The 22,898-nt window shown below is 49.2% G+C and carries 21 protein-coding genes; 2 read left to right on the top strand and 19 right to left on the bottom strand.

Annotation, left to right across the window (positions count from 1 at the left end; genetic code table 11):
- Positions 1 to 13 precede the first annotated feature (13 nt).
- The 3 genes from IYN85_RS02415 to IYN85_RS02405 form a co-directional block, all read right to left on the bottom strand.
- Positions 14 to 466 (bottom strand): regulatory protein RecX, encoded by a 453-nt coding sequence (locus tag IYN85_RS02415; RefSeq protein ID WP_196157250.1) that lies wholly within the window; start codon positions 464 to 466, stop codon positions 14 to 16.
- Positions 467 to 516: 50 nt separating this feature from the next.
- Positions 517 to 1,614, bottom strand: coding sequence for a recombinase RecA (gene recA, locus IYN85_RS02410; RefSeq protein ID WP_196157249.1), 1,098 nt, complete (start codon positions 1,612 to 1,614; stop codon positions 517 to 519).
- An 82-nt stretch (positions 1,615 to 1,696) separates the two neighbouring features.
- Positions 1,697 to 2,158, bottom strand: a complete 462-nt coding sequence (locus tag IYN85_RS02405; protein WP_196157248.1) for a CinA family protein — start codon at positions 2,156 to 2,158, stop codon at positions 1,697 to 1,699.
- Positions 2,159 to 2,241: 83 nt separating this feature from the next.
- Here IYN85_RS02405 and mutS point away from each other — a divergent pair, with 83 nt between their 5' ends.
- Entirely contained in the window at positions 2,242 to 4,851 is a 2,610-nt protein-coding gene (gene mutS, locus IYN85_RS02400) for a DNA mismatch repair protein MutS (protein ID WP_196157247.1), read from the top strand.
- Positions 4,852 to 4,985: 134 nt separating this feature from the next.
- Positions 4,986 to 5,309 carry a ferredoxin FdxA gene (gene fdxA, locus IYN85_RS02395; protein WP_196157246.1) on the top strand — a complete coding sequence of 108 codons (324 nt, stop codon included), beginning with the start codon at positions 4,986 to 4,988 and terminating at the stop codon, positions 5,307 to 5,309.
- 137 nt (positions 5,310 to 5,446) lie between these two features.
- Here fdxA and IYN85_RS02390 read toward each other — a convergent pair whose 3' ends face one another.
- The 16 genes from IYN85_RS02390 to rnhB all read right to left on the bottom strand — a co-directional run bounded on the left by IYN85_RS02390 (position 5,447) and on the right by rnhB (position 22,898).
- Positions 5,447 to 6,115 carry a LysE family translocator gene (locus tag IYN85_RS02390; protein ID WP_370592146.1) on the bottom strand — a complete coding sequence of 223 codons (669 nt, stop codon included), beginning with the start codon at positions 6,113 to 6,115 and terminating at the stop codon, positions 5,447 to 5,449.
- Positions 6,116 to 6,227: 112 nt separating this feature from the next.
- Positions 6,228 to 7,250 carry an RNA polymerase sigma factor RpoS gene (rpoS, locus tag IYN85_RS02385; RefSeq protein WP_230390440.1) on the bottom strand — a complete coding sequence of 341 codons (1,023 nt, stop codon included), beginning with the start codon at positions 7,248 to 7,250 and terminating at the stop codon, positions 6,228 to 6,230.
- Between the two features lie 53 nt (positions 7,251 to 7,303).
- Positions 7,304 to 8,119 (bottom strand): peptidoglycan DD-metalloendopeptidase family protein, encoded by an 816-nt coding sequence (locus IYN85_RS02380; protein WP_196157245.1) that lies wholly within the window; start codon positions 8,117 to 8,119, stop codon positions 7,304 to 7,306.
- Positions 8,120 to 8,300: 181 nt separating this feature from the next.
- The gene (locus IYN85_RS02375; RefSeq protein ID WP_196157244.1) at positions 8,301 to 9,170 is read right to left on the bottom strand and encodes a DUF368 domain-containing protein; all 870 of its coding nucleotides are present in this window, start codon (positions 9,168 to 9,170) and stop codon (positions 8,301 to 8,303) included.
- The gene (locus IYN85_RS02370) at positions 9,167 to 9,841 is read right to left on the bottom strand and encodes a protein-L-isoaspartate(D-aspartate) O-methyltransferase (RefSeq protein WP_196157243.1); all 675 of its coding nucleotides are present in this window, start codon (positions 9,839 to 9,841) and stop codon (positions 9,167 to 9,169) included. The genes IYN85_RS02375 and IYN85_RS02370 overlap by 4 nt, the downstream gene beginning before the upstream one ends.
- Entirely contained in the window at positions 9,834 to 10,880 is a 1,047-nt protein-coding gene (truD, locus tag IYN85_RS02365) for a tRNA pseudouridine(13) synthase TruD (protein WP_196157242.1), read from the bottom strand. Before truD ends, IYN85_RS02370 begins: the two co-directional genes overlap by 8 nt.
- Complete coding sequence (ispF, locus tag IYN85_RS02360) at positions 10,880 to 11,368, bottom strand: 2-C-methyl-D-erythritol 2,4-cyclodiphosphate synthase (RefSeq protein WP_196157241.1); 489 nt, start codon at positions 11,366 to 11,368, stop codon at positions 10,880 to 10,882. Before ispF ends, truD begins: the two co-directional genes overlap by 1 nt.
- Complete coding sequence (ispD, locus tag IYN85_RS02355) at positions 11,365 to 12,063, bottom strand: 2-C-methyl-D-erythritol 4-phosphate cytidylyltransferase (protein WP_196157240.1); 699 nt, start codon at positions 12,061 to 12,063, stop codon at positions 11,365 to 11,367. Before ispD ends, ispF begins: the two co-directional genes overlap by 4 nt.
- A gap of 3 nt (positions 12,064 to 12,066) precedes the next feature.
- Entirely contained in the window at positions 12,067 to 12,339 is a 273-nt protein-coding gene (locus IYN85_RS02350) for a septum formation initiator family protein (protein WP_196157239.1), read from the bottom strand.
- A gap of 120 nt (positions 12,340 to 12,459) precedes the next feature.
- The gene (gene eno, locus IYN85_RS02345; RefSeq protein ID WP_196157238.1) at positions 12,460 to 13,761 is read right to left on the bottom strand and encodes a phosphopyruvate hydratase; all 1,302 of its coding nucleotides are present in this window, start codon (positions 13,759 to 13,761) and stop codon (positions 12,460 to 12,462) included.
- 154 nt (positions 13,762 to 13,915) lie between these two features.
- Entirely contained in the window at positions 13,916 to 15,541 is a 1,626-nt protein-coding gene (locus tag IYN85_RS02340; RefSeq protein ID WP_196157237.1) for a CTP synthase, read from the bottom strand.
- Between the two features lie 122 nt (positions 15,542 to 15,663).
- Positions 15,664 to 16,992 (bottom strand): tRNA lysidine(34) synthetase TilS, encoded by a 1,329-nt coding sequence (gene tilS, locus IYN85_RS02335; RefSeq protein ID WP_196157236.1) that lies wholly within the window; start codon positions 16,990 to 16,992, stop codon positions 15,664 to 15,666.
- Positions 16,993 to 17,003: 11 nt separating this feature from the next.
- Positions 17,004 to 17,456: a GNAT family N-acetyltransferase gene (locus IYN85_RS02330; RefSeq protein WP_196157235.1), complete on the bottom strand. Its 453-nt coding sequence runs from the start codon at positions 17,454 to 17,456 to the stop codon at positions 17,004 to 17,006.
- Positions 17,457 to 17,574: 118 nt separating this feature from the next.
- Positions 17,575 to 18,528 (bottom strand): acetyl-CoA carboxylase carboxyl transferase subunit alpha, encoded by a 954-nt coding sequence (accA, locus tag IYN85_RS02325; RefSeq protein ID WP_196158466.1) that lies wholly within the window; start codon positions 18,526 to 18,528, stop codon positions 17,575 to 17,577.
- A 253-nt stretch (positions 18,529 to 18,781) separates the two neighbouring features.
- Positions 18,782 to 22,288 (bottom strand): DNA polymerase III subunit alpha, encoded by a 3,507-nt coding sequence (dnaE, locus tag IYN85_RS02320; protein ID WP_196157234.1) that lies wholly within the window; start codon positions 22,286 to 22,288, stop codon positions 18,782 to 18,784.
- Entirely contained in the window at positions 22,278 to 22,898 is a 621-nt protein-coding gene (rnhB, locus tag IYN85_RS02315; RefSeq protein WP_196157233.1) for a ribonuclease HII, read from the bottom strand. The genes dnaE and rnhB overlap by 11 nt, the downstream gene beginning before the upstream one ends.

Here is a 22,898-nt window from a genome sequence, read left to right as displayed (position 1 = left end):
GCGGGGCAGTTATTTAGAGGTCTGAAGCCGCGTGTTGGCTCAATTCACTGATGGCGTATTGCACAGAATCGGATTCGAAGCCCCGATAACTTAAAAAACGGTAGGCCTTAGCTTTAGATTCGAAGGTCACACCTGCTGGGAACTTCTTGCGGGCAAGATCGAGAGCTAACTCAAACCAATCAATTTCCTGCTCCGACAATAACTCAGCAACCAATAATTCAACCCCTTTTTGCCGTGCTTCACCGCGTATGCGTACAGGACCACGGCCTCGGGATACTTGCGAACGCAACCACATTTCTGCAAAACGTAGATCATCTTGCAGGCCTGCATCCTGCAATCGTTCCAACACCGGCTCGATCTGATCTTCGGCATCCGGAAAGCGTTTTCGCAATTTCGCAGCCAGCTCATGCCGGGAGTGTTCGCGACGTGCCAAGATGTTTAATGAGGTGTTCCAAATCGAATTCATAAGTCACCAACCCCTGACCGTATGGCACGGCCAAGGGTATTACCGTCAAATCAGGCTTTTTCTGCTTTATCGGCTTTTGCAGACTTAGCGACAGTTGCCGCTTTTTTGTCTTCAACCTTAGGCTGTTCGGCTTCAACTTGGCCCTTTTCCTTTCCCTTATCCTTGGTCAAATATTCAGCGCGGATAGCAGCCTCAATTTCTTGCGCAATTTCAGGGTTATCACCCAAGAATTTAGCCGCATTGGCCTTTCCTTGTCCGATTTTATCACCCTTATAGGAGTACCAAGCACCGGATTTCTCGACCAAGCCAATTTTCACGCCCAGGTCGATAACCTCACCCATGTGATAAATCCCTTTGCCATACATGATCTGAAAATCGGCCTGACGGAATGGGGGAGAAACCTTATTTTTAACCACCTTGACTCGGGTTTCAGAGCCAATTACTTCATCACCGTCTTTAATCGTGCCAGTACGGCGAATATCCAGTCGCACTGACGAGTAGAACTTCAATGCGTTACCACCGGTGGTGGTTTCAGGATTACCAAACATGACACCAATCTTCATACGAATCTGGTTAATGAAGATCACCAGGCAGTTCGCTGTTTTGATATTACCGGTGATTTTCCGCAATGCCTGAGACATCAAGCGCGCTTGCAAACCAACATGGTGATCGCCCATCTCACCCTCGATTTCAGCTTTTGGCACCAGTGCTGCGACGGAGTCGATAATGATGACATCGACGGCATTGGACCGGACCAGCATATCGGCAATTTCTAGCGCTTGCTCGCCGGTATCCGGCTGAGAAACCAGCAGATCGTCGACATTAACGCCCAATTTTTCGGCGTAATTCGGATCAAGAGCGTGCTCAGCGTCTACGAAAGCACAGGTTCCACCGGCTTTTTGCGCTTCAGCAATTACCTGCAGCGTCAACGTTGTTTTACCAGAAGATTCCGGACCATATATCTCAACAACCCGGCCTTTTGGTAGACCGCCGATACCCAGGGCGATGTCCAATCCCAGTGAACCGGTCGAAATGGCGGGAATATCAATGCGCTCCTGGTCTCCCATGCGCATAACAGAACCCTTACCAAATTGACGTTCGATTTGGCTAAGCGCAGCAGATAGTGCTTTTTCTTTATTGGCGTCCATAGTATTTTTCCGATTCTATAAGTGCTGTATGAATAAACAGTATTTAAACATGTTTATTTTTGCCCTGACAAGAAAAAATTTGTTAATTAAGTAAATCTGTTAAGGTTTGCAGAGCAAAATCGACCGCCTGTTGCCGAATCTGCTGTCTGTTTCCGATAAAAACTTTGCATTCCGTATCGGTCTGCTGAGCTCCCGCCCAAGCAAACCAGACGGTTCCGACTGGTTTGTCCGGCGTCCCCCCATCCGGTCCGGCGATCCCACTCACTGCGATAGACCAGTCCGCTGAACAGAACATCCGCCCTTGTTCCGCCATTTGCCTGACAACGACCTCACTGACGGCACCATGGTTCAAAATAGCCTGTTGCTCCACGCCCAAGCGCGCTTTCATATCATTTGAATAAGTGATCACGCCCCCGACAAACCATGCCGAACTGCCGGGCACATCCGTACAGCGGGCAGCAATTCCGCCGCCTGTACAGGATTCCACCGTCGCCAAGGTTTGCTGCCTTAAATTGAGCTTATTTGCCAGGGTCGTAACGATCATCGAAAACTCCAGGTTTAGGTTAGCGGGCGTTTAGAATATGATTGTGCGCTTTCAAATTTCCAAACCAATCAGTCGGGAAAGTCATGACCAAGCAGGTACAACCAAAAGCCGAACACACACCAATGATGCAGCAATATTTGAAGATAAAAAAGCAGCATCCCAATGACCTGGTGTTTTATCGCATGGGTGATTTTTATGAGCTGTTTTTTGATGATGCGAAAGAAGCCGCGCGACTGTTGGATATTACGCTAACCAAGCGAGGACAAAGTGCAGGCTCCCCGATTCCAATGGCGGGCATCCCCTATCACGCAGCCGAAAATTACATAGCACGACTGGTGCAAAGCGGCCGGACAGTTGCCATTTGTGAGCAAATTGGAGACCCGGCAGCCAGCAAAGGACCGGTGGAGCGAAAAGTTGTTCGCGTTCTTACCCCTGGAACTCTGAGTGATGAAGCCTATTTAAAAGAACGCCAGGAAAACCTGCTGGCTGCGGTCCTGCATGCAGACTGTTGGGGATTGGCGGTAATGGACATGGCCAGCGGTCGTTTCAACGTACAGGAGCTACCAGAACTGCAAGATTTATTGAACGAACTGGAGCGTTTGAAACCCAGTGAACTGTTAGTGGTGGAAGACTCAGCCTTGCCGGAATTGAGCTGCAACCCGGTTAAACGCCCTCAGCCGGGCTGGCTTTTTGATTACGACAGTGCGCTCGACAACCTGACTGCCCAATTTGGCACAAAAGATCTATCCGGTTTCGGCGTTGATACAATGCATACCGGTTTACGAGCTGCTGGTTGTCTGTTGAACTATGCGCAGGAAACTCAACGCGGATCATTGCCCCATATAAAAGCTATTTCACCAGAACATCACGACGATAGTGTAATTCTGGACGGCGCCAGTCGTCGCAATCTGGAAATTGACATTAATGTCCGTGGTGACGAACAGAATACGCTTTTTGCACTGATCGATCTATGCAGCACGTCGATGGGCAGCCGACTTTTGCGGCGCTGGCTAAACCGCCCCCTGCGCAATCAAACGCAGTTACGCTTACGGCAGGCCGCTATTGAAACGCTGTTAGCAGACTTTCGCTTTGAATCTTTCGAGCAAGTACTAAAACCAATCGGCGATATTGAGCGTGTACTGGCCAGGGTCGCCTTAGGGTCCGCCCGCCCAAGGGATTTAATACGCCTGCGTGAAGCAATGCAAGCCATCCCAGAACTACAGTCTCTGCTTGCTCAGTGCGATTCACCATTGCTACAGACGCTTGCCCGTGATCTTAATGCGGACCCTGCCTGGGAAGCCGAACTGAGTCGCGCAATCAAGGAGAACCCCCCTGTCGTCATCCGCGAAGGCGGTGTAATCGCCGATGGATACGACGCTGAGTTGGATGAACTGCGTGGCTTAGACACAAACGCTTCTGAATTCCTGACCAAGTTAGAATCAGATGAACGCGAACGCACCGGCTTATCTTCACTTAAAGTTGGCTATAACCGAGTACATGGCTATTACATTGAAATCAGCAAGGCTCAATCGGCTGAAGCTCCTGTCGAATACACGCGCAGACAAACTTTGAAAAACGCTGAACGTTTTATTACACCGGAACTTAAGACCTTTGAAGATAAGGCTCTGAGCGCCAAAAGCCGGGCTTTATCGAGAGAAAAGCATCTCTACGAGGATTTGATTGCCCGATTGGCTGATGATCTCATTCCACTGCAAACCTTCTGTAAAGCGTTAATTGAACTGGACGTACTTAATGGGCTAGCCCATTGTGCAGATCAATTTGCGTGGGTGAAACCAGCCCTAGTGGAAGAAGCGATTATTGACATAGACGCCGGTCGACACCCTGTTGTAGAGGCAGTCACTTCGACGCCTTTTGTGCCAAACAGCACACAATTGTCAACCAGGCACAGCCTGCAGATTATTACCGGCCCTAATATGGGCGGTAAATCAACCTATATGCGTCAGGTCGCCATCATCACCCTGCTTGCCTGTATTGGTAGTTATGTTCCGGCGGACAGTGCCACCATTGGCCGAATTGATCGAATATTTACTCGCATGGGTTCCTCGGATGACGTCGCCGGCGGACGCTCAACGTTTATGGTGGAGATGACAGAAACAGCGAATATTCTGCATAACGCCACACCAAACAGTTTGGTCATCATGGATGAGGTTGGGCGCGGTACCAGCACCTTTGATGGGCTCTCTCTGGCATGGTCTACCGCCGAGCAGCTGGTTGAACATGTCGGTGCTTTAACTCTGTTCGCGACACACTACTTTGAAATGACCGCCATGGCTGAGAATTACAGCAGTGTCGAAAATGTCCATCTCGACGCGACGGAACATGAAGATAGGCTTGTATTTCTACACCGAGTTCAACAGGGTCCAGCGTCTCAAAGCTACGGGATTCAGGTCGCCCGCTTAGCCGGAGTGCCAGAAAAAGTCATTAGTAAAGCAAAACACCGACTTCAGGAGTTGGAATCCCAAAGTATTGCCAACATAGCCGGGACTTCAGAGACTCAGGATACACCAGATGATGACCAACCAATGGTGTCAACAACGGTGCCCACAGCACAGGCAGATCTGTTTGCGCGTGCGCAACACCCCATTGTCGATGCGCTGGATTCGCTGCAGCTGGACAACATGACCCCAAAGCAGGCGTTAGACTGGCTTTATCAATGCAAGAAAAGAATATAGATTATTTCCATTAACAAACACCGTCTTATTCCTTTTTGAGATATGCATGCATCATATTAGCCTGAATATCGCCTTGAGACGGTGACCAACCATCACTAAAATAGCGCCACTAACCTTCAGGAAGAGAGTCTGACATGGCATTTGTTGTCTTAGAAAACTGCATTAAATGCAAATACACCGACTGCGTTGAAGTATGCCCGGTCGATTGTTTCTACGAAGGCCCGAATTTTCTGGTCATTCACCCGGATGAATGCATTGATTGTGCATTATGTGAACCTGAATGCCCTGCAGAAGCGATTCTGTCAGAAGACGAGGTTCCTGCGGACCAAATTGAATTTATTGAACTCAATGCTGAACTCGCTGAAGTGTGGCCAAACATTACCGAGCAGAAAGCTGCCTTGCCGGACGCAGATGAACAGAATGGCGTTCCAGGTAAACGAGCGCAATTGGAGCGTTGATCAAAAGTAGTTTCTTACACAAAGCCCGCACTGCGGGCTTTTTTTGGCTTCATGACAAAGAAGCACAAGCCGTTGATGATACGGACCTGTAAAAATCTCGGTCCACCTCCCTTGGCGGTTGAGAACGGAAATTTCAGCTAGCTTCTAAACAACAGAAACGCGCCAGCTCCCATCATGATGGAGCCCGCACTTCTGTGCAGCGATTTATGGCCAGCTTCACTTTCAAAGTAACGACGTGCAGATGCTGCGAACCAAGCGATAAAACTTAAGCCCAGCATCAAGCTAAACAACGTCAAACCTGTAGCTATCGCAATATCTGTCGAATCAAGTACTGAAAGATCCATAAAGGTCGGTAAAAACGCGATATAAAACAAAATTACTTTGGGATTGGATGCCGAAATCAAAAAACCCTGCAAAAACAACAGTGCTGAAGAATCTTTTTTCCCGGTAAGTCCGGAACTGTTTATTTCAGGAAGTGGCATCGTCCACATACGCCAGCCCAGATACAACAGGTAGAGAGCACCAGCGACGCGGATAACGACAAATACATGACTCCAATGTGTTGCTATAGCAGCCAAACCAAGACAGGCAGCAATCAAATAAAGAATGTCACTTATGGTCATACCCAAGGACAGAAAAAAGCATGAACGGGCACCATGGACCAACGCACGCGCAAGAATTGCAAAAACCCCCGGCCCAGGAGTCACGCCAAACACCAACACCGCCAAAAAAAAAGTAATAGCCGACTCAATAGTCACGAAACCACAAATCCCGATAAAAAAAACAAACATAAAAGCATGTGCCAAACGGTGCCCCGCTAAGCATGTCTCAAGGGCATAACGAACAAAAAAGCCAACCGATTACTCAGCTGGCTTTTCAGGTCTCGACTCAGGACATAAGATATGCACGTTTAAATTCTCAGGCTCCAAACAAAGCGGTGGAAGTTAGCCCTTGCTTCTCCATAATGTCTCGCAACCGACGCAAGGATTCAACCTGAATCTGTCTTACTCGTTCCCGAGTCAGCCCAATTTCCCGCCCTACATCCTCAAGTGTGGATGTTTCGTAGCCACGCAGACCAAAGCGTCGCGCAACAACCTCTCGTTGTTTTTCAGACAGTTCGTCAAGCCAACGATCAATACTTGCTTTCAGATCATCGTCTTGCAGGGAGTCGCTCGGATCATTGGCGCGGTCGTCCGCAATAGTGTCCAACAAGCTCTTATCTGTGGTATGTCCAACGGGCGTATCAATGGACGTAACCCGCTCATTCAGTGCAAGCATCTTTTTAACATCGTCCACTGGTTTTTCCAGCAATTCAGCAATATCTTCTGGCGTTGGTTCGTGATCTAGTTTTTGAGCCAACTCACGAGCAGCGCGCAAATACACATTCAGTTCTTTTACAACATGAATAGGCAATCGAATGGTTCGGGTCTGGTTCATAATTGCCCGTTCGATAGTTTGACGAATCCACCACGTTGCATAGGTCGAAAAACGGAACCCTCGTTCAGGGTCAAACTTCTCAACAGCCCTAATTAACCCAAGGTTCCCTTCTTCGATAAGATCAAGCAAGGTCAGGCCGCGATTGAGATATCGACGCGCAATTTTTACTACCAAACGTAAGTTACTCTCAATCATTCGTTTGCGACCAGCAGGTTCACCTTTTCGAGCCAAACGAGCAAAGTAGACTTCCTCATCTGGGCTTAACAGTGGTGAGAAACCTATTTCATTCAAATACAGTTGCGTGGCGTCTAGTGAGCGTTGCAAGGTCCCATTAGCATTCAGGGCATCTTGAAAATCATCATCGTCGTTGTCGGTCGAGTCAAAGCTTTCTGCTTCAACATCGGCTAATGCATTTTCATCATACTCTGAGGTATCAAGTAGGTCTTTGAAAGATTTGATCTGATCATCTGCAATGGCAGTCGTGTGTTCCCTGAGTTCCGTCATAATCGTTCACCTGTGCTGCTGAGCTTATGTTATCGACAGGATGGTTTACGATTTTAGCGTTTAGGCAAATAACCTAACGGATCTACCGGTTTACCATTGTGTCGAATCTCGAAGTGCAAACCGGGCTGGTCCCCCTGTTTACCCATCGTTGCAATGCGTTGACCTGCCTGCACCTGATCTTTTTCTTTTACCAACATTTTCTCGTTAAAGGCGTACGCGCTGAGCAGAGAGTTGGCGTGTTCGATAATGATCAGGTTGCCATAACCCGGCAAACCATTGCCTGCATAGACGACAACCCCATTTGTCGCCGCAAGTACAGAATCACCAATTCGGCCGCTTAGATCAATGCCTTTCCGGTCGGACGATGATGACGAATATGTTCGCACTATTTTCCCATTGTGAGGCCATTTCCACGAATTATTAGGGCTTTCAGCTGGGCGACTGACAGTTGCTTGAGCGTCAACTTTTTGACCGTTAACTTTTGTAACTGGCGCATTCACTTTCGGACTCGTCGTTTCCGGGCCACGAACGGGCGTTTTGGATGCCTGAGTGGTCCCTAAATCAACCTCTTTTAACGCAAGTGACTGTCCTTCATATATTCGATATGACTGATTTATTGCATTCGCCTCAGCAAGCTTCCGATAGTCCAAACCGAATCTGAAAGCGATTGAATATAGGGTGTCCCCGGGTTTCACCAGATAAAATTCCGGGTTCGCCACCGACGTCGGCGCGAGCTGCTTTGTCGGGGCCGTTGTCGGTTGCGTAATCACGCTTCCCGGCTCTAAAGACGTAAAGCGCGCATTATTCAAACAGCCGTTTAAAAACACGACAGCCAGAATGAGTAAACTGAATTTTGACGCGCTAGACACTGTATATAACACCTCTATTTCGGAACCAGTTCACAGTACTATTTTGAAGTGAACACTGTTATTCACATTCTTGTTATTCCAACTTCGCTGTCTAACATAGTTTTAAATTGCAAAAACGTCTAACAAATTGAAAAAAAATAAGCAAAAATGTAGATCAGATCACATTACCAGCTTGACAGAGTCATTTTTCTGTCCGTTTGTACAACAATGCAACAAGAACACCTCCCAGCACGGTTGAGACTAAAGAATACAGGATATAAGGCTCATTACCCGAAACTTGCTCGAAGTTAGAAGGCAAATACCAATTGAAGTTAAACTGCCACGGCCAGACTTTCACTAGAGCGCCTGCAACAAACCCGAGCATGAAACTCATCACCCGGTCATGCCAGCGCAACAAGGTCCAGTGCAATATGCGGCTGAAACTGACGATGCCAATCGCACAGCCCAATGCCACCCACGCAACAATGATAAATTCCCTTTCATGCACGGCCTCAACAACCACGGGATAAAGGCCTAGCAACAGCAACATAAAGGAACCGGATATTCCCGGTAGTAACATCGCCGATATGGCTAAGATACCGCCTAAAACCAAGGTCAGTGGGTTAACCGTAATCGAGGTAGCCGTGGCGGTTGCAAAAAATACGGCGATAGAAAGGCCACCCAGCAACAGCAGGATATCGACCATGCGCCAGACTCTCGCACTGCTCAATTGCCACAGAGACACCAAGATAATGCCCATGAAAAACGACCAGACCACCGGCGCAGCAATAGTTAACAGCCAATGAACCACGTTGAGTACCGTAAACAGGCTGACCAAAATCCCGATACCCAAGCAAAGCAAAAATGGACCGTCGATGTGTTGCCACAAACCTTTTATGTCTTTACGTTTTATGAATTGCCACAACGATGGTTTAAAACTGGCCAAAGCAGCGATAAACCGTTCATAAATGCCAGTGATCAACGCAATCGTCCCACCTGAAACTCCGGGAACGGCGTCTGCAGCGCCCATTGCCGCGCCTTTTAAAATCCATATCAGATAGTCCTTTTTCATTGCTGTTTTACTCCACTCAGCATCGGCACGAACAGTACCGGTTCAATTTTCTGGATGATCAATTCATCGTCAACTTTATCAATAACTGTCAAATATTGTTTTTCTTCACCAATGGGCATGATCAGCCGTCCGCCATCCGGAATGAGCTGATCAACAAGTTCTGGCGGTGGTTCTTTCGGTGCTGCCGTTCCGATGATGACATCGAAAGGCGCCTGATCTGGCCATCCAAGGAAACCATCCGCCATTTTCAAATGAACATTGTTTAACCTCAGCGTTTTCAGCCGGGCTTTGGCTTTTTCCTGCAGAGGCTTGATGCGCTCGACACTGAATACCTCATCGACAAGGTTGGCAAGAACGCAGGTCTGAAAACCAGAACCGGTTCCGATCTCCAATATCCGTTCATGATGCGGAGCCGCCATAACCAACTCCGACATTTTAGCCACGATATAAGGCTGAGAAAGCGTTTGGGCATAGCCGATAGGAACTGAAATGTCTTCGTAAGCTTTGTGCCCAAGGGCTTCATCAACAAACAGATGTCGTGGCACGGCTTCAAAACAAGCTAGCACCTTGGGGTGACTGATTCCCTGGTCTAGCAGTCGCTCAATCAAACGGGCACGGGTACGAGCAGACGTCATCCCAATGCCGCGCAACTCGGGGTTCGACTTACTCATGCCAGTCTTTAGCCTCCTGGTTATCCTGCACGGCGACCAGCTCTTTTAATACGGAAGTTGCGTAACTACCCGCCGGCAGGAAAAACGAAAACACCGGGTCACCGTCTATAATGTCGAATGAGGTTTGCTCTGGAATGACCCTGAGTTTGCGGAAATGTCGCATAACCCGCTTTTCACGCAAAGCGGTCAGTATGGGTGAAAACTCACTGAGTAAGGTATCTTCACGCTGATCCAAATCCGAGAATGACTCTTTGGACTCACCGGGCAGACTCGCGCAGGGTGACAATTGACCCGCAAGACACCGTCTCAGATCATTGTCATCGGGCTGTTCGCAATAAAAACCTGTTTTGCCTTCACTGAACTGCACAAAATCCGCTGGCATTAATTGATTCCAGGTACCTTGTTGTACCCGCGCCGCCAGTAAATGATTAAACAGATAAGAACGGACCGCGGAAAGGTAAATGGATTGGTGGTGTCTTGGTGCTTTCGTTTTACCCAATAGCCAGTCCATGCCTTGCTGTACGTTTTGACCATGGTGACCAAAGCGCTGCGGACCAAAATAGTTTGGCACCCCCATCGCACAGACTTGAGACCAATTAGTTTGCAAGACATCGGGCGCTATATTACTGTGGCGAACCCGAATTCTGAATTGATTTCCGATTAACTGCCCGGTTTTCAATTTACGGTTGTGCCGAGCGTAAGAAATCAGTTTAACTCCGTCGATATGAATTAAATGAGGCGATGGCGTAACTTTACCTGGTAAATGCACCGAGAAGGTTTGCTGGGTAACGGCGTGACGGTCTTTCAGGCCTGCATAACTGACATCACGCGGCTTTAAACCGGCCCAGTTGGCGAGCTGCCTAGCAACCCAAGCGGTATTCTGACCGTTCTTCTCTAAAGTAACCCAAAGGTGTTCACCTTCACCACTGGGTGTTTCCGGCAACTTTTCGATAACCACAAAGTCATCATTCTGCTCTTTTATCACACCCGTGGCCGTCTCGAACGAATGACTTCTTGGCCAATCAAAGATCAGCGACATCAGTTATCCCTCACCAGCAAACAGACGGCATCAACAGCAATGCCTTCTTTTCGCCCGACGAAACCCAGCTTTTCCGTTGTCGTTGCCTTTACGTTTACTTGGTCAATTGCGACGTTCAGATCGGTAGCAATCGTTTGCTGCATCGCTTTTTTGTAGTGACTCAAGCGAGGGGTTTGAGCGGCTATAGTGATGTCGACATTACCGACTCGATAGCCCTTTTGCTGAATACTGAGATAAACACGGCGCAGCAAATCCCGCGAATCGACGTCTTTCCATTCCGCTGAGGTATCGGGAAAATGTTCGCCTATATCACCCAGGGCTAATGCACCCAGTAACGCATCGCACAGTGCATGAAGGGCGACATCGCCATCTGAGTGCGCTTCTAACGGATGCTCAGCCGGTACGCTGACGCCGGCGAGCTTAATGTCACACGGACCACTGGATAAATCGAAACGGTGTACGTCATAACCATGCCCAATTCGCATCATTTAATTCTTTCCTGCTGTGCCAAATAATGCGCAACTAACGACGCATCCTCAGCGTGAGTGAGTTTTATGTTATCGGCAGACCCCTTCACCAGATGCACCGCGCCGCCCATTGCCTCGATGGCAGACGATTCATCGGTCACCGGAATATTGTTTGCCGCACAGTAACGCATCGCCGTGAGCAGTTCGCCCAACCGAAAACACTGGGGGGTTTGCACCGTCCAGAGCTCAGAGCGATCCAAGGTTTTGCATTGCCCAGGCACCGAACTGACTTGCTTCACGGTATCGGTGATGGGACGGGCCAAAACCCCACCTTGGCCCAGCTGTTCACATTCTTGAATCAGGGCTTGAACGTCAGTCGCGCGAACGCAAGGGCGAGCAATGTCGTGAACCAGTACCCAGTCATCGGCAGATTCGGTTACCGCTAATAATGTCAGGGCATTTAAGACAGAATCAGCTCGCTCATTACCACCAACACAAACGTCAGTTACACCTGCGCGGCTTGCAATCTCACGCCCCTTAAAATCATCTGGCTGCAGAGCGATAATCGTCTTCGACAGCCCATCCACTGCGGCAAGGGCATCGAGCGTCCATTCCATAACCGTCCGGTCGTGAATTGTGGCGTATTGTTTCGGTTCCGCAGAACCGAAACGTTTTCCAACTCCGGCCGCAGGGAAGACAACATGTACATGGACCATGGCTTAGTTATCTATCATGATTACGAACGTTTCACCGGGTTTGATAAGACCCAGGTTTTGACGTGCAAGTTCTTCAATCGCATCGTTGCCCGACTTTAGATCATCTACTTTGGCCTGCAGATTGGCGTTTTTGGCCTGCTGTCCAGCTAACTCCAATTGCTGAGCAACGATAGACTGTTCAAGACGTTTGTTGTCGAAATACCCGTTTTCAGCAAACCAATAACGGTATTGCAGCATAACTATAAGTAACAGCAGCGTCAGCTGAACCAATCTCATGGAGTAACCTCTGGGAAAACGATGCGCCATTTTCACGCATAAAAAAAAGGGAGCCAAGCCCCCTTTTCATTTTTTCAGCAATGTCAGCGGTTATTTGTTCAAATAACCGCTCATGTCACCTTAAGCTTGACCTTTTACTTCGGCCAAACCACGGTAAGGTGCCTTTTCGCCCAATTCTTCTTCAATACGAATCAATTGGTTGTACTTAGCAACGCGGTCGGAGCGGCTCATAGAACCTGTCTTGATCTGACCCGCCGCAGTACCTACTGCCAGGTCTGCAATGGTTGCGTCTTCCGTTTCGCCGGAACGATGTGAAATTACCGCCGTGTAACCCGCGTCTTTTGCCATCTTGATCGCCGCCAGAGTTTCGGTCAAGGAGCCGATCTGGTTGAACTTGATCAGAATAGAGTTGGCTATGCCTTTCTCTATACCTTCTTTCAAGATCTTAGTATTGGTTACGAACAGGTCGTCACCAACCAATTGCAATTTGTTGCCCAGCAATTCAGTCTGGTGTTTGAAGCCATCCCAGTCAGATTCGTCCAAACCGTCTTCGATAGAGACGATTGGGTACTGGTTCGCCAAATCTTGCAGGTACAGATTGAACTCTTCAGAGGTGAAGATTTTGCCCTCGCCCTTCATGTTGTAGTTGCCGGCTTCTTTGTCGTAGAACTCAGAAGCCGCACAGTCCATCGCCAAGGTGACGTCTTTACCCAGAACGTAACCAGCAGCTTCAACGGCTTCTTTAATTGCCGCCAGGGCAGCAGCGTTGCTTTCCAGGTTAGGTGCAAAACCACCTTCGTCACCAACAGCAGTGCTCAGACCTTTTGCCTTCAATACTTTCGCCAGGTTGTGGAAAACTTCAGCACCGATACGCAGACCTTCTTTCAACGTCTTTGCACCAACAGGTTGAATCATGAATTCCTGAATATCAACGTTGTTGTCCGCGTGCTCACCACCGTTGATGATGTTCATCATTGGCAGAGGCATAGAGTAAACCCCAGGAGTGCCGTTCAGATCAGCAATGTGTGCGTACAGTTCAACGCTTTTTGAGATGGCTGCTGCTTTAGCCGTCGCCAGAGAAACGGCCAGAATCGCGTTGGCACCAAAGTTTGATTTGTTTTCAGTTCCGTCCAGGTCAATCATGATCTGGTCGATTTCCGCTTGCGCCAGAGCGTCTTTACCTAACAACGCGTCACGGATTGGACCATTGATCGCAGCAACTGCTTTTAAAACGCCTTTACCCAGGAAACGGCTCTTGTCGCCATCACGCAGTTCCAATGCTTCACGGGATCCGGTTGAGGCACCAGATGGCGCTGCTGCACGACCCTTTGCGCCACCTTCTAACAGGACATCCGCTTCAACCGTAGGGTTACCACGGCTATCAATAATTTCACGAGCTTTAATTTCTACAATTTTAGCCATTTCTTAACTCTCCTGAGTATTAAAACCAAATCGGAGCTTATTGTTCGGATTTGGCGGAACAAAATCTTGTTCAGGGTCAATCAAAATGTAATTTTCTTACAAATCAGGCCCGCGATTATAGGTAAATTAACGAAAAATGCGAGCCCAAAGCCGTTTATCCTTGCGATTGATCAATCACGGCTGAAATAAAACCACTAAAAAGACCATGACCCTTACGTGGTGTCGAAGTAAATTCAGGGTGGAACTGACACGCCACAAACCAGGGGTGATCTGGATTTTCAACGATTTCCACCAAAGCGCCATCGACCGAACGACCCGCAATGCGCAGTCCTGACTTTTCCAGATCCCGCACATAGTGGTTATTCACTTCATAGCGATGACGGTGACGTTCAACAATACGATCTTCGCCATAGGCTTCACGAGACAAGGAGCCTTCCGCCAGTTGACATTCCTGGCCACCCAAACGCATGGTGCCACCTAAATCGGTGCTTTCATCCCGCTCGACAACTTTGCCGTCGGCTTCAATCCATTCGGTGATCAGGCCGATGACCGGATGCCGGGATTGACGATCGAACTCGGTAGAGTGCGCGCCTTCCAGGCCGCAAACATTACGAGCGTATTCAATCACAGCGACTTGCATGCCCAAACAGATCCCAAGATACGGCACTTTGTTCTCGCGCGCGTAGCGTGCGGCCATAATCTTGCCTTCAACCCCACGGTGTCCAAATCCACCGGGAACAAGGATGCCGGAAACGTCGGTCAACACATCGATACCGTTCTTTTCAATATCTTCCGAATCGATATAACGGATTTTGACTTTGGTGCGGGAACGGATGCCAGCGTGATCAATGGCCTCAATCAAGGACTTATAAGCATCCAGCAGATCCATATATTTGCCAACCATCGCGATCGTCACTTCACGCTCAGGGTTTAGTTTACGGTCGGTTACATCTTCCCAATCAGACAGGTCCGCGGGTTCGCATTCCAGCCCGAAACGCTCGACCACAAAAGAGTCCAGACCGGCTTTGGCCAGCATACCGGGAATCCGGTAAATGGTGTCGGCGTCCAACAATGGGATCACGGCACGTTCTTCGACATTGGTAAACAACGCGATTTTCCGCAATTCTGTTTTGCCGATGGGGCGTTCTGAACGGCACAGCAAGACATCTGGCTGCAAACCAATGGTACGCAGCTCTTTCACTGAATGCTGTGTTGGCTTGGTTTTCACTTCACCGGCTGTCGCGATGTAAGGCACTAAGGTAAGGTGCATGTTCAATGCACGACGACTGCCCAACTCAACTTTCAATTGGCGAATAGCTTCCAGGAATGGCAGAGACTCAATATCACCCACAGTTCCGCCCACTTCGACCAGCGCGACATCGGCATCTCCGGCACCTTCGATGACGCGACGTTTGATTTCATCGGTAATATGCGGGATGACCTGAACGGTACCACCCAGATAATCACCACGGCGCTCTTTTTTTAATACGTCCTGATAAATCCGACCGGTGGTAAAATTATTGCGGCGGGTCATCGTCGCGTTGACGAATCGCTCGTAATGCCCCAGGTCGAGATCGGTTTCAGCGCCGTCTTCGGTCACAAAGACTTCACCGTGCTGAAACGGACTCATGGTTCCGGGATCGACATTGATATAGGGATCAAGTTTCAGCAGCGTAACTTTTAAGCCACGAGCTTCGAGGATAGCGGCCAGAGAAGCAGAAGCGATGCCTTTCCCTAAAGAAGAAACTACGCCGCCGGTAACAAAGATGTAACGAGTCATATAAGATCCCATCAAAAAAACAAAACTATCCCTGTGACGCCAGTGCTTCACGGGGAATGGTTAGAAAGGGTGATTGTGCTGTTTAAGATGGGAGATCAGAGTAGCAAAATAAGTGCTTTTACTCAATCTGAATTTTGCCAAATTATCCGCAGCCCGAGCTCTGAAGGAACGGCCAAATGATCGGCCGACACCAGCAGATCGCCGACGGCGACCAGTGAGTCCCCGCTGAATAGCAAAGGAATCCGATCCCGCAACCACGGTTTCACCCGGTATTCTTGTAACAGTCTTTTCAGGTCTCGGGACTTGGATCGACCGAATGGACGCATCATTTCATCACCGCTGCGCAAGCGCCAATGCAAGTTGGGTAAATCCCTTCTCAAGCAGGGCGTCCCGTCTACAGTTAGTGCGACAGTAATGTTACCGACACCAGGCCAATGCTGTTCGATGTCGACATTAAATTCCGGTGCATCACCCGGCAGTCGCTGCTTTGCTACCCAATACAGGGCGGGACCATGTCGACGGATATCACCATCACCCAATTCAACAACGGGTTGTGCATCCGGTCGCGCCCGGATGACGTGATCGACAATCGCTTTTAACCGAGCTTGCGAAGGCGTTTGCTGGCCGATGCTCGCCAGCCAAGCATGCAATAATGTTTGTAGTTGTGCATCCGTGAAGGTATCCGTTTGAACTAATTTCAAGCCCTGATCATGACTGAGCCGGTGTTGCAATTCGGCTTGAACCTCAAAACTGTCGTTTTCCTGAAGCTGTTGCGGCTGCAACAGACTCATAGTTTGTTGAATTTTGTCGCGGTAAGCTGGCCACCGGGTCTCAAGCAACGGCAGAACCTGTTGGCGTAAAAAATTCCGGTCGAAGCGAGTATCCTTATTCGAGTCATCTTCAATCCACACCAAACCCAAATTCTGCGCAATGGATTCGATCTGCTGGCGAGTAATGGCCAGTAAGGGTCGGGCTATCCAATAGTGTTCCCGAGCCGTCCGGGTTGGCATTGCGGTGAGCCCTGTTGGTCCCGCACCGCGCATCAAACGAAGGAAAAAAGTTTCAACCTGATCATCCAAATGATGGCCAAGCATCAACAGACCGTTGTCTGGCAGGCTCTTGGCAAAGCATTCGTAACGGGACTGACGTGCCGCGGCTTCAATACCCTGCCCTTGGTTCAATACATTGACGTTGGCCGTTTCGAATCGGCAACCTAAACCTGTGCAAATGGTTTCGCAGTGCTGCTGCCACTGTGCCGCGTGAGGAGATATGCCATGATTAACATGTACGGCAATAACTCGTTGCGGTCCGAGAGCCTGAACGGCCTGACACAGGAGAAAGGTGGAATCCAAACCACCGCTAAAACCAACGTAATTAAGATCGGATGCCTGTTGTAGAATATCTTGCTGAATATCTTTTTGGATGTCTGCCATCCAGGAAGGAGTTGTCACGAAACTAAACCTTATTGCAACCGCCAAAGGAATCGCAGTTTCTCACGATCACCCCGATGCCACAATTCAGAACCTTCTGGTACATCGACCCGCTCAACGTAAACCGCACCAATTTTTTCACAGGTGCGAACTGACGCGGCGTTCTCCGGATTACAGGTTATCCAAAGTTCTTTAAAACCCAATTCAAGAGCGACGGGTTTCAGCAACTGACACGCCTCCGCGGCGTAGCCATGACCTCTGAACGGCTTATCAATACCGTAACCAATCTGGCCGCCATACATCATCAAAGATTCGGATTTGCCGATTCGTAAATCGATTTGTCCGATTCGGGTTCCGTCCAGATAAACGATGTCATAGAGATACGCTGGGATATGCTCCAATGCCTCATTTTCTGTCAAGACACGATTCAGCATAAGCGCAATGGAATCGCCAACGATCGGTTCAGACGCGTTAAATTTAGACATGAACACCCGGGACACTCAGACCAGCCTTAAAGACAAACCTTTAGTTAATTTAGGCACTTTATCGAAGGTCGCAAGCGCTGGCTATGAAAAAGGCTGACGGTGTCAGCCTTTTTTGACGTTAAGCAATAGCGCCGTAAGACATTAATCGTTGATAACGTCGTTCCAGCAAATCGTCCATCGGCAAGTCCGACAACGCAGCCAACTGCTCCGCGAAGGTTTCTTTCACCGTGTCGGCTATTCCCTGATAGTCTCGATGTGCTCCACCCAAAGGTTCAGGAATAACGTGATCGATCAGACCAAGTTCTTTCAAACGCGGCGCCGTGATACCCATGGCTTCGGCAGCATCAGCCGCTCTTTCCGCTGTTTTCCAGAGAATTGAGGCGCATCCTTCCGGTGAAATGACTGAGTAAGTGCTGTATTGCAACATATTAACCTGATCACCCACACCAATCGCTAACGCACCACCGGAGCCGCCTTCGCCGATAACCGTGGCAATAATTGGCACACGCAGAGACGACATTTTAAGCAAATTATAGGCAATGGCTTCAGACTGTCCGCGCTCTTCCGCTCCAATACCCGGATACGCGCCCATGGTATTGATAAAGGTAAAAATTGGCATTTTAAAACGCTCTGCCATCTGCATCAGTCGCAACGCTTTCCGATACCCTTCTGGTTTCGGCATGGCGAAGTTACGGCGAACATTTTCCGCCACTTCACGCCCTTTCTGATGACCAATAATCATGACCGGCTTTTCGTTAAAACGCCCGATACCACCGACAATGGCAGCATCGTCGGCGTAATGACGGTCACCGTGCAACTCATCGAAATCTGTAAAAACGCGCGAAATATAATCCAGGGTATATGGGCGTTTCGGGTGTCGCGCCAATTGAGAGACTTGCCAAGCAGTCAGTTTGCCGAAAATCTGCTCGGTTAATTTTTTCGATTGTGCGGACAGCTTCTCAATTTCGCCCGAAATATTCAGATCATTTCGGTGACCAACTAAACGCAGCTCATCAATCTTTGAAATTAATTCGGCAATTGGTTGTTCAAATTCTAAATAATCCGGGTTCATCATGGTTCCTGCCCATTAAACTGATCATAAAACCACCTATCGGATGAGGCTTGAAGCCAAAACTTCAATTTAAGGCCATATAAATTCGTAGAGTAGCTGACAGGTTAAAGTCTTGCGTCAGGGCTAACAAGTGTTTGGCAGAAGATTGAGCTATGAACAAAAGTAAATAATACCGCCTTTATTGCAGATTGCGCCCTCTGCCAAACAAATTGGCTTGAGGGCACAAACACAAGGCCGACACAGGATATTCAACTCAGTATCGGAATTTAAACGCTCCGTTATCAAATGACGTTTTCAGGGTATGCAGCACTTCATCTTCCAATGGAATACGATAGTGCGAATCCAACTCAACCAATCCATTCGCCTTGTCATTGGTGTAATGAATCCACACACGACAACCCTGATCATCAGCCAAATCAGCGCGAACTAATGTGCGAAGCCGCGCGATAAAAGACTGCTGCTGTTCCTGCGTTACCGTAAATTCAACCCCTTTTATAAGTTTCTGTCGCGCTTCCACCAAGGTGTAGACTCGCTGAGCGCGGATACGCGGTCGATCGTTGTAGTCATCCCAACCGGCTTCCGCTTCCACCACGATAACCGTATCTGGCACGATCAGATCTTTGAATTCACTGTACGCTTCACCGAACAAAGTCATTTCCAGGCGCCCGGTGCGATCGTCGAGCGTCACAATCGCCATCGTATCGCCGCGTTGTGTTTGACGGGTACGAACACCCATCACCAAACCCGCGATGGTTTTTACATTACCCCGACGTGCGCGTTTGAGTTCTTCTGCGGACGCATCCAGATCCCCCAAGCGCAGGGTCACAACCTGTTTTACCTCAGCCTCGAATTCATCAATAGGGTGCCCGGTTAAGTAGAGCCCGAGCGTATCTTTCTCCCCCGCCAATCGAACTTTTAACGTGGAATCAGGCACCGAACGATAAGGCTCGTAGACGTCTTCTTCCACCTCTGCTTCAATAGCACCAAACAGGTCAATCATGCCGGCCGCTTCGTTCTGCGCACTTTGCTCAGCTTTTTTAACCGCATCACCCATGGCTGCCAGCATGATTTGGCGGTGCGGACCGATCGTATCCAGCGCACCCGCCTTAATTAACGCTTCGATGGCGCGTTTATTCACCTTACGCGAGTCAATCCGCTCGCAGAAGTCGAATAGGTTCAGAAACGGACCGCCCTTCTTGCGCGCATCTACGATGGCTTCGACCGGCCCCTCACCAACGCCCTTGATGGCGCCAAGGCCGTAGATAATCTGGTTATTTTCATTCACCGTGAACAGGTAGTCACCGGCGTTGACGTCTGGTGGCAAAACCTCAATGTCAATCTGTCGGCATTCTTCAACAAAAATCACCACTTTCTCGGTATTTTGCAATTCCGAGGACATGGTCGCCGCCATAAATGCGGCCGGGTAATGCGTTTTTAACCACAGCGTCTGATAAGACACCAGTGCATAAGCTGCTGAGTGCGATTTGTTGAAACCGTAACCGGCAAATTTTTCCACCAAGTCGAAGATTTTCATGGCCAACTCGCCATCAACACCCTGGGAGATCGCGCCCTTTTCGAACACTTCACGCTGCTTGGCCATTTCCTCTGGCTTTTTCTTACCCATAGCCCGGCGCAACATGTCCGCGCCACCGAGGGTATAACCCGCGAGAACTTGGGCGATTTGCATCACCTGTTCCTGATACAGAATGATCCCATAGGTCGGTGCCAGAATAGGTTTCAACCATTCATGCTGCCATTGCACATCCGGATAGGACAGTTCTTCACGACCGTGTTTTCGATTAATGAAGTTATCTACCATGCCTGATTGCAGAGGCCCCGGGCGAAATAACGCCACCAAGGCAATCATATCTTCCAGACAGTCCGGCTGCAGGCGCATCACCAGATCTTTCATCCCTCGGGATTCCAGCTGGAACACAGCTGTGGTCTTCGCTTGCTGCAGCAAATCGAAAGAGGCTTGATCATCCAACGGTATATGGGCGATGTCGATGGGCTCTTTGCCTTCTGCCTGCAATCGCGGGTTGATAATTTTTAACGCCCAATCAATGATCGTCAGCGTCCGCAACCCGAGGAAGTCGAATTTCACTAAACCGGCGGCTTCGACATCATTTTTATCGTATTGTGTGACCAATCCGGTGCCGTCCTCTTCACACAGCAACGGCGCAAAATCGGTCAGTTTGGTGGGGGCAATCACCACACCACCAGCGTGTTTACCGGTCTGCCGGGTGATACCTTCCAACTTCAAGGCCATTTCCCAGATTTCGGCAGCTTCTTCATCCTCGGCAATAAATTCTTTTAGCTCACCGACTTCGTCAATCGCTTTTGCCAGTTTCATGCCCGGGTCGGGTGGAATCAATTTCGATAACTTGTCAGCCAAACCAAAAGGTTTGCCTTGCACACGTGCCACGTCGCGAACGACCGCTTTGGCCGCCATGGTGCCGAACGTAACGATCTGCGATACCGCCTGTCGCCCGTAGGTATCAGCCACATACTGAATAACCCTTTCACGGCCATCCATACAAAAGTCGACATCGAAGTCCGGCATAGAGACCCGTTCAGGATTCAAAAAACGTTCAAACAGCAGGTCGTATTCCAGAGGATCGAGGTCGGTAATATCCAACACCCACGCCACCAGAGACCCTGCACCGGAGCCCCGTCCTGGTCCGACTGGCACACCGTTTTCCTTACCCCAACGAATAAAGTCCATTACGATCAGGAAGTAGCCTGGGAAGCCCATCTGAATAATGATATCGAGCTCAAACTTAAGGCGGTCGTAGTATTCTTGCCGACGTTCCTCATAATCTTCCTGGTCTTCGCGCAACGCCACTTTGAGACGTCGCTCAAGACCTTCAGCAGAAAGCTGACGGAAGTAGTCATCCATCGTCAGTCCTTCCGGAACCGGATAGTCGGGCAAGTAATATTTACCCAACTCAACGGTGGCACTGCAACGTGCTGCGATTAACACCGAATTGTCGATAGCCTCAGGAATATCATGAAACAGCTGACGCATTTCTTCGTCGGATTTCAAATACTGTTCTTCGGAATACTTCTTTGGACGTTTCGGGTCATCAATTGTAACGCCATCGTTAATACAGACCCGAGTTTCATGGGCTTCAAAATCGTCCCGTTGCAGGAACATCACGTCATTCGTTGCAACAACGGGGATACCATGTTTGCGCGCCAAAACCAACGAACCTTGCACCACAACCTCATCATGTTCGCGCTTGGTTCGCTGCAACTCCAGATAATACCGATCGCCGAAGACTTGCTGCCATTGTTCCGCCAGTTCGTCGGCCAGCTGAGGATTCCCACGCAGAATGGCCTGACCAACATCGCCACTGCGGGCGCCGGACAACACAATTAACCCTTCATTTTTTTCGACAAGCCAAGCGCGTTTGACGATCGCCCGATCATCGTGTTGATTCAGTTGATAACCATCCGAAATGATCTCGGTAAGGTTACGATAGCCTTTTTCATTATTGACCAGAACGGTGAACAAGAACGGACTTTTCGGGTCGTTTGGATTTTCCAACCACAGATCCGCACCTAATATCGGTTTAATACCTGAGCCTATTGCACCGTTATAGAATTTTACCAAACCAAAAAAATTGGCAATGTCTGTTACGGCAACCGCTGGCATTTGTTGGTCGGCAACCGCACCAATGAGTTCTTTTATGCGCACAATGCCGTCTAACAGCGAGAACTCAGTATGGACCCGTAAATGTACAAAATTAGTTGTCACGTATATTTTCTCGTTCTAGTTGATGGCGAACTGGGGCAAAGGATCGTCGATGCTCGACCAACACACCATATTTGTGCAGTGCCGCCAAGTGTTCTTTGGTGCCATACCCTTTATGTCGAATAAACCCATATTCGGGATAACGCTCATGCAGTGCCGCCATTTCTGCATCACGCTGCACTTTAGCAATAATTGACGCCGCAGAGATCGCCGCAATTTTACCATCGCCTTTGACGATGGCTTCGGCCGGACAAGGCAGACCTTTGGGGATTTTATTTCCGTCTATTTGACAGAAATCCGGCTTGATTTTCAAACCCATCACAGCTCTGGTCATGGCCAGCAAGGTTGCCTGCAGAATATTCAAGGAATCAATCTCAGCCACACTGGCCCGGCCAACTGACACGCTAAGTGCGTTTTGCCAGATCTCTTCGGCCAGTTGCTCTCGCGTCGCTGCGTTCAGTTGCTTGGAATCGTGCAAACCCAGTACGGGCCTGGCCGGATCGAGAATCACGGCAGCGGTGACCACATCACCCACCAGTGGACCCCGCCCCACCTCATCAACACCCGCAACCAAATCATGCGCACCGATAAAATCAAACCCAGCCTGACTCAC

The sequence above is a fragment of the Reinekea sp. G2M2-21 genome, from assembly GCF_015687175.1.
GTDB lineage: Bacteria > Pseudomonadota > Gammaproteobacteria > Pseudomonadales > Natronospirillaceae > Reinekea.
This window is presented reverse-complemented; position numbering and strand designations above follow the sequence as displayed.